This is a genomic window from Candidatus Accumulibacter phosphatis, assembly GCF_012939955.1.
Lineage (GTDB): Bacteria > Pseudomonadota > Gammaproteobacteria > Burkholderiales > Rhodocyclaceae > Accumulibacter > Accumulibacter delftensis.
The window spans coordinates 1-12519 of record NZ_SPMY01000075.1; the positions used below are offsets into that span (position 1 = coordinate 1).

The 12519-nt window shown below is 59.6% G+C and carries 11 protein-coding genes and 3 pseudogenes; 1 reads left to right on the forward strand and 13 read right to left on the reverse strand.

Annotated features, from left to right (window positions below; genetic code table 11):
- Positions 1 to 285: pseudogene (locus tag E4Q23_RS20355) on the reverse strand (transposase zinc-binding domain-containing protein); the annotation flags it as partial.
- A gap of 9 nt (positions 286 to 294) precedes the next feature.
- Complete coding sequence (locus E4Q23_RS25370) at positions 295 to 438, reverse strand: tyrosine-type recombinase/integrase (RefSeq protein ID WP_169068334.1); 144 nt, start codon at positions 436 to 438, stop codon at positions 295 to 297.
- A 43-nt stretch (positions 439 to 481) separates the two neighbouring features.
- On the opposite strand from E4Q23_RS25370, the pseudogene E4Q23_RS20365 reads away from it, so the two are divergent.
- Positions 482 to 640: pseudogene (locus tag E4Q23_RS20365) on the forward strand (tyrosine-type recombinase/integrase); the annotation flags it as partial.
- Positions 641 to 707: 67 nt separating this feature from the next.
- On the opposite strand, the gene E4Q23_RS20370 reads toward E4Q23_RS20365, so the two are convergent.
- The 11 genes and pseudogenes from E4Q23_RS20370 to E4Q23_RS24275 form a co-directional block, all read right to left on the reverse strand.
- Positions 708 to 1073 (reverse strand): hypothetical protein, encoded by a 366-nt coding sequence (locus tag E4Q23_RS20370; protein WP_169068324.1) that lies wholly within the window; start codon positions 1071 to 1073, stop codon positions 708 to 710.
- 64 nt (positions 1074 to 1137) lie between these two features.
- Positions 1138 to 1707, reverse strand: coding sequence for a DUF2127 domain-containing protein (locus E4Q23_RS20375; protein ID WP_169068325.1), 570 nt, complete (start codon positions 1705 to 1707; stop codon positions 1138 to 1140).
- A 203-nt stretch (positions 1708 to 1910) separates the two neighbouring features.
- Entirely contained in the window at positions 1911 to 2225 is a 315-nt protein-coding gene (locus E4Q23_RS20380; RefSeq protein WP_169068326.1) for a hypothetical protein, read from the reverse strand.
- Positions 2226 to 2528: 303 nt separating this feature from the next.
- The gene (locus E4Q23_RS20385; protein ID WP_169068327.1) at positions 2529 to 2981 is read right to left on the reverse strand and encodes a PEP-CTERM sorting domain-containing protein; all 453 of its coding nucleotides are present in this window, start codon (positions 2979 to 2981) and stop codon (positions 2529 to 2531) included.
- Positions 2932 to 3228 carry a hypothetical protein gene (locus E4Q23_RS20390; protein WP_169068328.1) on the reverse strand — a complete coding sequence of 99 codons (297 nt, stop codon included), beginning with the start codon at positions 3226 to 3228 and terminating at the stop codon, positions 2932 to 2934. The genes E4Q23_RS20385 and E4Q23_RS20390 overlap by 50 nt, the downstream gene beginning before the upstream one ends.
- Positions 3229 to 3548: 320 nt before the next feature.
- Positions 3549 to 3851 (reverse strand): hypothetical protein, encoded by a 303-nt coding sequence (locus tag E4Q23_RS20395; protein WP_169068329.1) that lies wholly within the window; start codon positions 3849 to 3851, stop codon positions 3549 to 3551.
- A 549-nt stretch (positions 3852 to 4400) separates the two neighbouring features.
- Positions 4401 to 5132 carry a transposase gene (locus E4Q23_RS20400; RefSeq protein ID WP_169068330.1) on the reverse strand — a complete coding sequence of 244 codons (732 nt, stop codon included), beginning with the start codon at positions 5130 to 5132 and terminating at the stop codon, positions 4401 to 4403.
- A gap of 2289 nt (positions 5133 to 7421) precedes the next feature.
- A complete protein-coding gene (locus E4Q23_RS25000; protein WP_169068332.1) occupies positions 7422 to 7880 on the reverse strand; it encodes a DUF2442 domain-containing protein in 459 nt (152 codons plus the stop codon).
- A 63-nt stretch (positions 7881 to 7943) separates the two neighbouring features.
- Positions 7944 to 11033, reverse strand: a complete 3090-nt coding sequence (locus tag E4Q23_RS20415) for an efflux RND transporter permease subunit (protein WP_169068333.1) — start codon at positions 11031 to 11033, stop codon at positions 7944 to 7946.
- Complete coding sequence (locus E4Q23_RS24270) at positions 11030 to 12031, reverse strand: efflux RND transporter periplasmic adaptor subunit (RefSeq protein ID WP_336511749.1); 1002 nt, start codon at positions 12029 to 12031, stop codon at positions 11030 to 11032. Before E4Q23_RS24270 ends, E4Q23_RS20415 begins: the two co-directional genes overlap by 4 nt.
- Positions 11935 to 12279: pseudogene (locus tag E4Q23_RS24275) on the reverse strand (efflux RND transporter periplasmic adaptor subunit); the annotation flags it as partial. The gene E4Q23_RS24270 and the pseudogene E4Q23_RS24275, both read right to left, overlap by 97 nt.
- Between the last annotated feature and the right edge of the window lie 240 nt (positions 12280 to 12519).

Consider the following 12519-nt stretch of genomic DNA (forward strand, 5'->3'; position numbering starts at 1 on the left):
ACCAGGTGAAAGTAAGGCACGGGCAGCACTTCACGCCGTCTTGCGGCGACCCAGGCCTCCTTCGGCCCGGGTCTGGCATTGCGGGCAGTGCCGGTTCCTGCACGAATGATAGACGTGCCGGGTCGTCCCGCAGTGGTCACAGGTTTCGACGTGACCGCCGAGGATCGCCGTGCGGCAGGCCAGGATCGCACGCCAGACACGGGCTGCCCCGCGCGCCAAAGCCTTACTGGCGAGGTAGGCCGGACCGAAGGTGGCCAGCACCCCAGCAAGGCCGACCGGTTTCACCGGCGTCGGTCAGGTGGGCGTGAGCAGTTCGAGTGGTGAGGTGGTACCGGTCAGGCGCGTGCGCGCCAGATGAAAGTAGCGCATCGTCGGGCTGACGTGACCGTGTCCGAGCAGGCGCTGGATGGTGTGGATGTCGACGCCGGCTTCGAGCAGGTGGGTGGCGAAGGCGTGGCGACTATGCCGAGCTCGGCATAGGCGCCATTCCTTTGCGACCTCACTGCTCGAAAGCGGCTACGACATTCGTACGGTACAGGAACTCCTGGGGCATGCCGACGTGGCGACGACGATGATCTACACGCACGTCCTCAACAAGGGCGGGCGAGGGGTGCGCAGCCCGCTCGACGCATTGGACTAGCGATGCGGTTTTTCCGCCTTCCCTGTTTCCGGCCATCCTGAACGCGTGCCAAATCACAGGCGCCGATCTACGCGGCAGGTTTGCTGGCGCGGGCCGGTGACTTGCGCTCGGATTTCTTCTTCAGGCCCAGCGAGGCGACCTGGTCGGAATTGGGGCCGAATTGGGCGATGACCTGGTCTTTGACGCCGAGAATGAGATTGTGATGCTCCCACTGGATGGCAACGCTGGCGTCGCGAGCGGCGTTGAAGGCGTTCTCGGCGCGCAGCTCGGCTTCCTGGGCGGCGTGCAGGGCCTCGTTCTTGGCGGCCAGGGTGGCGAAACTGTAGGCCGGGTTGGCCGGGCTGTAATCGGTGATCGCCTTGACCGCCAGGAAGGTTCTTTCATCCGCCTGGAGGATTTCTGCCTGCAGACGAACGTTCTCGTTCTTTGCCATTTTTTTCTCCCGGAAGGTGAAGTTGCCGAGGAGCGGATTACCCTCGGCGAAGAGATTACTCTTGTCAGCCGAGTCGGTGCATGATTTTCAAAAGAACGGTGATCTGCCCCCGATTCCCGCCTGTCCCCGATTCCCGCCCGAATCCCGGTCCCCGATTCCCACGTTTTATTTTTTCTGTTGCAGCGGCCTGCCGTCGCAGAAGTAGTGCTCGAATCATTATGGCCACGATAGCAAAGTTGACTACCAGTAGTGCGATCCCTAACCAGTTCGCGTCTCGAAACAGTTCCAGCACCTCAAGCGGGATATAGACGGCACCACTTCCCGCGGCGAGTGCTTCCGCCCAGGCTCGCTCATTGAAGAGGCCGTAGGCCTCGATGAAACGTACTAAAATATATGCTGCCGCGCCAAACGCAAGGAGTACTAGACGCGAGTTCTGAAGTTCACCCGCTGCATCAATAAATATGTGAGGGTATTTCGACGCTGGGTTGAGGTGCGTATGTTCCACGAGTCTAACCGCAAGTTCGTGCATGTCCTTGTGGATGAGCGATAGAAATCCAAGTGATGCTAGGAGAACAACGACTCCTTTACATGCCTCGAAGGCAGCGACCGTTCGAATTACTCTCCGCTTGACCATAGTTTATAGGTGTATATTCCAGACAGCGAGGAAGGAGCAAAAAAGGGGCCAGCCTCACATTCACATATGAAGTGACTTCTGGTCCTGTGGTCCCGTTTCTTCAAGCATTGCCTTCCGCGGCCGACCCCGCGGGCGAATTTCGCGCCGCTGTCCAGTGCCTGTTCGATGCTGTCGATAAACCGAGCATCCCCGAGCGGCTGTCGCTAACCCAAGGCCATGCGGATGTCGCTGATTGCCTCGGTATCCAGTTCCGGGCGGAACGAGGACCGATAGTTCACCAGCCGGTCAGCCTCGTTTGCGCCCAGACTGGAATACACGGCATGCGGAGTCAGCAATGAGCCACTCTGCCCCAGTCCGTTCGTCCGATAACTACTCCAGCGATAGTGCACCAGGTCATCGACCATCGCTGCGCACACGGGATGATGTACTGCACGTAGCGCCGGCCCAGCGAAATCATCGGCCCCGGAGACAGCCTCGGATTCCGGCGGAGACAGCAAGAGGCGCACGTGGTTGGTCATCTGGACGTAGGCGTGCAGCGCGCAAGCGGTGGCTTGGCACGCCTCGCCCAGCCATTCGCGGTAGGCGAGTTAGGCGATTGCCGGAAAAGAAAAATTCCAGATCGCGCCGGATTTTCGGTCGGCTTCAAGGCGCGACAACAGGCGCATAGTCGACTTATGTAACTGTTGTCGCAACACAGAAGAGGGGCGAAAAGACAAGCAGGATGGTAGGTTATTTGACAGAAATCGTCGTAGTCTTCCTCGGCGAAGAAGCAGGCGTCGCGGCTATGTCCACGATTCCTTCCACGATTCCTTCCGCTGAACTCAACTCACTTTCCGCCTCCGGCGCACACCCAGGAGACCCAGACCTGTGCCTAACAGGGCCAGCGTGGCGGGCTCTGGGATAATCACCTCATGAGCTGCCGTATCCAACCTACCGAACGGGGACGGCTGGAGCGGCTCTCTGTCCTCACGGATTTGGTAAAGATACACTGCATCGGGCGCCGTAGTAGCAAAAGTACCGATCATCGGATCATTCTCGCTGACCCCACCGGTAATAGTGTAGATCGTCCCAATTGGAGGCGGAATATTGAGCAGCATCATGTTGCTCATCCTCGCTGCAAAATCTCCAGGAAATGCAAAACCTCCTCGAGTATCGTTGCTAAAGACTTCGCCGACGTCAACGATTCCGGAGGTCCCGCCGAAAGGATTAAAATCGACCCACACATCAAAAAAAAACATCGAAAATGCTGTTCGCGGGAAAATCAATCTGCCCATCTGGTGTTCCCGTCTTGTCTTGAACCTGCCCCCGCGTCCGTTGCAGCCCCGGATAAACTCCGGCGTTCATCCCTGCTCTAAGCTCGGCGTAAACACCGCCCATGGTTCCCGTCAAAGTAAGGCTCAAGATCTCAGTATTGATCGTGTCGAGACCACCCTGGGGAAAGGCGGCATTGGTCGGGTCGCTGCGCGCTACCGTCGGCCCAGTACCCGTAAATACTAAAGCGCCGAACGGTGTATCAACCACCGTATGCGTCCCAAGTGAATTAAAAGTGTAGCTTGGTCCAGTCGGTTCGGTCCATATGGCAGCCGATACCACACTAGGTAACAACGACATCACGAATACGCCGTGGACAATCAAACTAATTGAGCATCGCATCATTCACCCTCACTTTCTTTGGCTTAGTTGAGAAACAAGGCCTTGATCATCGTTCCAGCCAAGGCCGAGTGCTGCGCTTGGTGAAAATCCTGCGAGAGAGTGGCAGGGCCGTCGAAATCTCGTACCCTTGGAAGTGCATACTAGCCGAGAAGGAGAAATTCGGAGGAGATTCGGGGACAGATCACGGTTTAAAACTGAGTTGTGGACGTCGTGAATGCGATCCTGGCTCCGGAAAACCGTGGTGCGTCCCCTGTTTCCTCCTGTTTCCGCTGGATGGCAACGCTGGCGTCGCGAGCGGCGTTAAAGGCGTTCTGGGCGCGCAGTTCGGCTTCCTGGGCGGCGTGCAGGGCCTCGTTCTTGGCGGCCAGGGTGGCGAAACTGTAGGCCGGGTTGGCCGGGTTGTAATGGGTGACCGCCTTGACCGCCAGGAAGGTTCTTTCATCCGCCTGGAGGATTTCTGCCTGCAGACGAACGTTCTCGTCCTTTGCCATTTTTCCTCCCGGAAGGTGAAGTTGCCGAGGAGCGGATTATCCTCGGAGAAGAGATTAGGACCGGGCCGCCAAAATTGTCAACACGTTTCGTGACGCGTCAGGGAAGCATCGTGACGCATCATGGAAGCATCCGACGCCTCATGGAAGCATCCTGACGCATCAGGGAAGCATCGTGACGCATCATGGAAGCATCCCGACGCGTCAGGGAAGCATCGTGACTCGTCAGGGAAGCTCCGATCCTTGCATCGACCCGGCCGCCATGGGTTTGCTGGTGGGCGGCAGCGACCATGGTCTTGCCGGCGCGAGCTGTCAGCGAGCTGGTCGGGGCCTGGGCGACGATTGACCGTGCTTGATGAGGGCAGCGACACTCGGCGACTGCAGGGCTAACGGTCATGACATGTCGAGATACCCCGAATCATGAAAGTCATGACCGTTTTCCCTCTTCCCCTGACCCTTCTCCCGCGAGGGAGAAGGGAGTTTCGTGAGTCGCTTGCGCGACTTTCACATTAAGAGAGCAAAAAAAAAAGAAAGAAAAAACAGGGGCCAGGCTCACATATCCAGTGACTTCTGGTCCTGTGGTCCCGTTTCTTCAAGCATTGCCTTCCGCGGCCGACCCCGCGGGCGAATTTCGCGCCGCTGTCCAGTGGCCCGTTCGATGCTGTCGATAAACCGAGCATCCCCGAGCGGCTGTCCCTGATCCAAGGCCATGCGGATGTCGCTGATTGCCTCGCTATCCAGTACCGGGCGGAACAAGGACCGATAGTTCACCAGCCGGTCAGACTCGTTTGCGCCCAGACTGGAATACAGCGCATGCGGAGTCAGCAATGAGTCCCTCTGCCCCAGTCCGTTCGTCCGATAACTACTCCAGCGATAGTGCGCCGGGTCATCGACCATCGCTGCGCGCACGGGATTGAGTTCGATATAGCGCTGACAAAGGAGGAGATAGCAATCGGCCTGCAGCAGAGAAGACTTGTAGCGGCTGTCCCACAAGGCGCCGGTGCGACGGTACGACTTGTTGATGTACTGCACGTAGCGCCGGCCCAGCGAAATCATCAGCCGCGGGACAGCCTCGGATTCCGGCGGAGACAGCAAGCCGTGCACGTGGTTGGTCATCTGGACGTAGGCGTGCAGCGCGCAAGCGGTGGCTTGGCACGCCTCGCCCAGCCATTCGCGGTAGGCGAGGTAGTCTTCCTCAGCGAAGAAGCAGGCGTCGCGCTTATATCCCCGCTGAACGACGTGCAGGGGAAAACCTGGGAGATGAATGCGGGGACGACGGGGCATGTCGTTGAGGATAGCAGGCTCTTCCAGTTAAATCGAGCCTGGGCCCTTTTATTGCTTTTTTTTATTGCTTTTATTGTTTTCTTCTATTGTTTTATTGCTACCCTTTTATTCTTTATTATCCTACCTTCCTAACACTTTTAGCGCGGAACTTGCCGTCGACTTTCGCTAGCGAGAATTCAACTCTATCGCCTTCCAAAATAGTGCTTTCACGCCCTTTTTCAATTATGTCCTGGTAATGAAAAAAAAACATCCCTCCCCTTCGCGCGACTGATAAATCCATAGCCTTTGAGTGGATAAAAAAATCTTGACAGTACCTGACTCTATGATTTCCGCTTGAGGTGCGTCTTCAATCATCCGGATAGTCCCTTATCTTATACCTTGGGGGGGATTTGCCCAGCAGACTTCTCAGGTTGTTTGCTCGACCTTGCTCCGTACGACTCAAAACAGACAAATAATACATAAGGCGATGGTAGCGTTTTGCGTATACAAGCCTGTCTGCGCCACGGCCTTTTTTTTTCCGAAAAACGGTAGCAAAACTTTGCAAGCTTATTTGCTGTTTTCGGGCCGTACTCTGGTTGATTGGCTTTGAGAGTAGCTCGGTACTTGTGGCCGTCACCGTGACCCAGCCTAGTCATCAACGCAACCCGACCCGATGCCGTGTTGTGCGAGGAATGGAAGTCGGGCTCATTTTGATGACCTGATTCGTACCCCTTCTTACAGCGATAGACCATCGACCTAACTCGGTTGCAAAAATCAGGAGAAAGGCGCGGGTGGCCTCGATCTATCCAGAGTCCTGTTACATAAACTTTCGCGCCGGCACTACCAGTATCGCGGACGCTGAGCTTTCCCTTATGGAGCCTGAAACCCTTGCCGGAAACCATTCCGCGTATTTTATTAACGACCCAAGATCGTCTTTGAGTGGATAGTTTCGAACTTGAGCTAACAGTAATATCGTCAATCAATCGGGTGTAGGTGAGATTGATTCGATGAAAATCTGCCACAAGCCGCGGCTCGTCGTCATAGAAGACTAGATTAGCCACATAACTACTAGTTGGGGCGCCTTGTGGAAGTTCGCCACCAAGCGTGGTTATCGAAACAAGCACTTTCGTAACGTCGTCCGAAAATGCAAAAAAAATACTTAAAAAATATCAGTGACGTGCCCAGGTCTCACCGACGGATAGAATTTCTCAATATCAGCAGCGATTACAGTACTTGCTTTGGAATGAGCCTGTGCGTTTCGAACAAAATCCCGTGGCTGATTCACGTCCCGAATCGATCCTTGCATGAAGTGTGGGAACTGACAAAGCTCGAATATGCGTGAATTAATTCTGCGCTGTATGCGTTTCAGCTCGCTTTTTTGGAGCTTGGATCGTACGTTCGGTACCATCTTTCTTCGGTACCGTAAATGACGAATAAAAGTCGCCTATATTGGCCGCTACGTATTGAAGCCGGCTCGGCTCAATGCCAAGCGCGGACCCAAGCGCCACCATTGATCTGATAGGGGAGCCAGTGTAATTAATTCTTAATGACATAAAGAAAAGAAAAAGTAGCGGAGGGCTTAGGATAAAAGCATAGAAATAACTGCTTTAATTACTCCCAGGCCAATTAAGGTTAGCACCCGTGAATCACAGGCAAACCCAAACTGCAAACTCAGGCCGACCCGCATAAGCCCCTTATGAGGTTCCAGTTCACAAGAAGTGCTGCAATGACAGTAAGAAACATTGTTTTGAGTCTTCATATTTATAGCTCCTGTAAACCCAGTCACCAGGATTGGTTGTGGGTCGTCTAACAAGAGAGAGCTATGATCCTCGGTAAGGAGCGATGGCTACAGCCAGCTGAGTTTGCCTCCGCTACCAATTTCGTCTAACAGCTGTCGCGTTAGATTAGATGCCGTATCGACGCTTACGCACGATAGCGCGCTACGCCGGACATCCCGGTAGAGATCCGTAAGGATCGCCGAATGTAAAAAACATCCGACTCGGACACTCCTTATGACTTTCTTAAAATCACTTTTAAAGAGCAGCTTGCGGCCAGATGAACCATCTGGTTTGGTGATGGTAGCCACAATACGTATATCTGTCAAATGACTTTAGAAGATTTGTTTTGCGCACGTATCGCTGTCCAAAGTTGGTCATGAGTAGCAAAGAATTCGGGTAGAGGAGAGGGCCGGTTTTCGCCTGCACTCCATCATCAAACCGTGCATGCGGTTTCCCGCACGACACAACGCTTCGGTTTGGTGTTGCGCGACTGCTTGCCGCCGATCCGAATCCGGCATCAACTCTATCCAGCCTATGGCGAATGACCCAAACTGGGAGTCGGATGGTGTAACGCACCAAGTCCGGTTCTGCGAGGGCGGCGGGACGTACCGTCAGGGATTCCCGCCGCTACTCTCCACTTTTGCCTCTGATGGAGCGGGCCCGCAACTTCGAGTGTGAGTGGTCGGGGCATCCGGAAAACCCTTGTAGTGAGCTTGTCCCGCTGGAGCGAAGGGCTAGCCGAACTCGCCGAAACGAGCGGAAAGCTTTCTGGGTGCCGGATGGACTCGACGGACAGATCCACATCCAGCAGTGGCCAATACAGGTGGTCCTGGCTGGGCCATTCGACGGTGGCCAGTTGCTGGATGGTGGCCTGACGGAACCAGGGGAACTCGGCGAACGGCAAGAGAAGCTCCTCATCGCCGAGAAGCAGCCAAAAACCGTTTTTCGAGACGTGGGTGACTTCAAGCGCCAAAGTGTTTGTGCCAGGCATCGACGATCTCTTCAAGGTGGCGAGCAACGACACGCTCTGCGTCGGCCAATTCCCGCCCCCCGTTCACGACCCCGCCGTCCCCACCCCGTGATTCGCCCGATGCAACCTCCCGGCAACCCTCTTCAGTAACAGCAACAAATCATCCACATACGTAAACACCACCGGAATCACCAGCAAACTCAGCACCGTGGACGTCAGCAAGCCGCCGATCACCGCGATGGCCATCGGCGAGCGGAAACTCGGCTCGGCGCCAATCCCCAGGGCGATCGGGGTCATGCCGGCGACCATGGCGATGGTGGTCATGAGGATTGGTTTGGCGCGTTTGTGGCAGGCGTCGATGAGGGCTTCGAAGCGCGCCATGCCGTGCTCGCGCCGGGCCATCACCGCGTATTCGACGAGCAGGATGGAGTTCTTGGTGACGATGCCCATGAGCATCAGCAGGCCGATCACCGACGGCATCGAGAAGCTGTTGTGGGTCACCAGCAGGGCGAAGAAGGCGCCGCCGACCGAGAGCGGTAGGGCGGCGAGGATGGTCGCCGGTTGCAGGAAGTCGTGGAAGAGGAGGACCAGGACGACGTAGATGCACAGGACGCCGATCAGCATCGCCGAACCGAAGCTGCCGAAGAGCTCGGCCATTCGCTCGGCGTCGCCTGATGGCGGGCGGCTGATTCCGGGCGGCAGGCCCTTCAGCGCGGGCAACTGGTTGGCTTCGGCGACGACGGCGCCGAGGTCGCGGCTGCCGAGTTCGACGTCAATGGTCACGTTGCGCTGGCGGTCGAGGCGGTCGATTTGCGCCGGGCCGCTGCCGAGGCGGATGTCGGCCACCGCCTCCAGCGGCACGGCGCCCTTGTTGGCCGCTACGCGCAACTGGCGCACGGCGTCGAGGTCGTGACGCAGGTCCTCGTCGAGGCGGACGCGGATGGGAATCTGGCGCTGTGCGAGATTGAGCTTGGGCAGCTTGGCGTCGTAGTCGCCGGCGGTGGCGATGCGGATCACTTCGGCCATGGCGGCGGCGGTGACGCCGAGGTCGGCGGCGCGGGCGTAGTCGGGCGTGATGTGGATTTCCGGGCGCTGCAGGCTGGCGCCGGAAGTGACGTTACCGATGCCCTTGAGGGTGCGTAGCTCGGAGGTGACGGCCTGGCTGGCCAGGCGCAAGGCTTCGGGGTCCTCGCCGGCAAGCACCAGCTTGAGGTTTTCGCCGGTCTGCCCGGCGCCTACCGAGACCCGGGCGCCGGGCAGGACGGCCATGCGCTTGCGGATGTCGGCTTCGATGACTTTCTGTTTGGCACGGTCGTGGCGCGAGACGAGGTTCACGGTCAGGATGGCCTTGCGCACATCGCTGCCACTAGCGCCCGCGAACGGGCCGTCGTTGCCGCCCGAACTGCGCCCGACGGCGCTGAAAACACCCGTTACCTCGGGCATTTCCTCGAGCAGCCGGCGGGCCTGCGCGGCGACGGCCAGCGTCTCCTCGAGCGTGCTGCCCGGTTGCAGTTCGATGTTTACCTTGGTCTGCGCGCGATCGGCCGCGGGAACGAAGCCGGTCGGCAGCAGCGGCAGCAGCGACAGCGAGCCGACGAAAAAGAGGATCGCGGCCAGCGCGGTCGTCTTGCGGTGCTGCAGACACCAGGCTGCCGAGGCGAGAAAACGGGTCATCAGGCGGCTGTCGGCCGGCTGCGCGCCGTGCGCCTTGAGGAAGTAGGCGGCCATCATCGGCGTCAGCAGGCGCGCCACGAGCAGCGAGGCGAGCACCGAAACCGCCGCGGTGATCCCGAATTGCTTGAAGAACTTGCCCGGCACGCCGCCCATGAAAGCGGTCGGCAGGAAGACCGCGACCAGCGTGAAGGTGGTGGCGATCACCGCCAGGCCGATTTCGTCGGCGGCTTCGGTGGCGGCTTCGATCGGCGTCTTGCCCATGCGCAGATGGCGGACGATGTTCTCGATCTCGACGATGGCGTCGTCGACCAGGATGCCGACGACCAGCGCCAGCGCCAGCAGGGTCAGCGTGTTGAGGCTGAAGTCGAAGTAGTACATGGCGGCGAAGGTGGGAATGATCGACAGCGGCAGCGCCGCCGCCGACACCAGCGTCGCACGCCAGTCACGCAGGAACCACCAGACCACCAGGATGGCCAGGAAAGCGCCTTCGAAGAGCAGTTCCATCGAACCGTCGAAGTTGTCCTGCACCGGTGCGACGGTATTGAACGCTTCCTCGATCTGCAACTGCGGGTGTTGCGCCTGCAGCTTGAGCACCGCCTGCCGTACCGCTGCGGCGACGGCGACTTCGCTGGCGCCCTTGATGCGCGTGACCTCGAAGCTGACCACCGGCTGGCCGTCGAGCAGGGTGATGGTGCTGCGTTCGGCGACGCCGTCGCGGACTTTCGCCACCTCGTCGAGGCGGACGCTGCGCCCGCCGGACAGCGGAATCTTCAGCGCGGCAATCTCGGCGACCGTGCCGACCGCCGCCAGCGTGCGCACTGACTGGATGCCGCTGCCGATGTCGCCGCGGCCGCCCGAGGCGTCCTGCTGCACCTGCCGCAGCAGGGTCGATATGTCGCCGGCGCTGACGCCCAGGGCGGCCAGGCGGGCGCTGTCCAGATCGACCTGTACTTCGCGGTCGACGCCGCCGATACGGGCGACCTTGCCGACGCCTTTCACCGCCAGCATGGCTTTGGCGACGTCGTTGTCGACGAACCACGAGAGCGCCTCTTCGTCGCTGCGCTCGGAATGTACGGCGTAGGTGAGGATGGCGCTGCCCGAAGTGGTGACCTTGGAGACCACCGGGTCGCGCATCGCCGCCGGCAGGTCGGCGCGCACGGTGTCCAGCGCGTTGCGCACCTCGTTGAGCGCGATCTCGGCGTTCTTGTCGATATTGAAAGCGACCTTGATCGATGCCGAGCCGTCGGTGAGGGTGGTGGTGATGTGTTCGATGCCGCCCAGCGAGGCGACCTGATCCTCGATCTTGCGCGCCACCTCGGTTTCCATCTGCGCCGGTGCAACGCCTTCGTAAGTGGCGGCGACGGTAATCGTCGGCAGTTCGATGTCGGGGAAGTTCTGGATGCCCAGCGAGCGGAAGCTGCTGATGCCGAGGAAGGTCAACAGGGCGAAGAGCAGCACTGCCGGAACCGGGTTGCGGATAGACCAGGCAGAGAAGTTCATCTGGCCGCCTCCGGCTGCGTTGCTGCCTGCGCCTCGGCGGCCGGCGTTGCTGGCCTGGCCTGCGCTTGCTGGGGCGCTTCTGCGCCTGCCGCCTCGGCGCTTGCTGCCGCTTCGACGCGTACCGCGTCGCCGTCGTTGAGGAAGGCGCCGCCGCTGGCGACGAAGCGTGCGTCGGCCGGCAGCGCTGCGAGGATTTCGACCTGGCCGCCCTGGCGGCGACCGGTGTCGACCTTGATCTGGCGGACGACATTCTGCGCGTCGACCTGGAAGACGTAGCTGTGACCGTCGCGCAGGATCACCGCCGAAGAGGGCAGCGCGTTTGCCGAGCTGCTGCCGGTGAGAATCTCGCCGCTGGCGAACATGCCGGCGCGGGCAGCACTGCCGGTCGGCAGATCGACATAGATCAGCGCCTTGCGCGTCGTCGGGTCGAGCGTCGGTGCCAGCATGCGCACACGGCCATTGATCTGCGCACCATCGGCCAGATGCAGCCTGGCCGTCTGGCCGGGCGCCACGCGCGGCAATTGCTCGGCAGAAACTTCGGCACGCCACTCCAGGCGATTGCCGCGCAGCATGCGGAACAGTTCGTTGCCGGCTTGCACCACGCTGCCCAGCGTGGCGTTGCGGCTGCTGATGACGCCGTCGTCAGGGGCGACAATGCGCGTCTGCGCGAGGCGGACACGCTCGCTCTTGAGCGCTGCTGCCGCTGCGTCGACCGACGCTTTCGCGCTCTGCTCGGCGATCAGGTATTGATTGATCAGCTGCTCGGACATGGCGCCACTGCCCTTGACCCGGCGCGCGCGGTTGGCGTTGGCCTCGGCTTCGCTGACGGCAGCCTGGCCCTTGCCAGGTTCGCCTCCTGCTGCGCCAGGCTGGCGTCGACACTGTCGCGCGCGAGCTCGGCGAGCAACTGACCACGGCGCACGACGCTGCCGACGTCGACGGCGACCTCGACTACGCGCAGACCACTGGTCTCGGCGGCGATCACCGCCTCCTGCCACGGGAAGACGCCACCACTGACGCTCAGTTGCTGCGACCAGGTGGTCTGTTGCGCTTGTACGGTGCTCACCGCCAGCGCCGTGCGCTTGGCAGGAGAAGTCGGCGTTGCGCTAGCGGCCTTGGCGTTGCCGCTGCCGCTGTGGCTGCGCTCAGAGGCAAAATAAAAGGCAGCGAAGGCCGCGCCGAGCACGAGTACGGCGACGCTGAGGACGGTGGTCAGGCGAGTTCTGGAGGGAGAAGAGGAGGGCATCGGATTTCAGTGAGACGGGCGTTGGGCGGGTGTGTTCGCATGTCTGGCAAAGGCCGCGTGCCGCGGCAAGGGTTCTCGCCGCCGGCTTCGGCCTTTGCGCAATGGCGGCTGGCCGGGTCGAGCAGTGGCTGAGCCATCAATCATCAATCGCGTTTCTGGAGACCAAGCAGACATTATTGCCACTGGCGGGTTAACCGCCGTCGTGGTTTGGCAAAGACAGGTAAAGACGTGGCGTTGAAG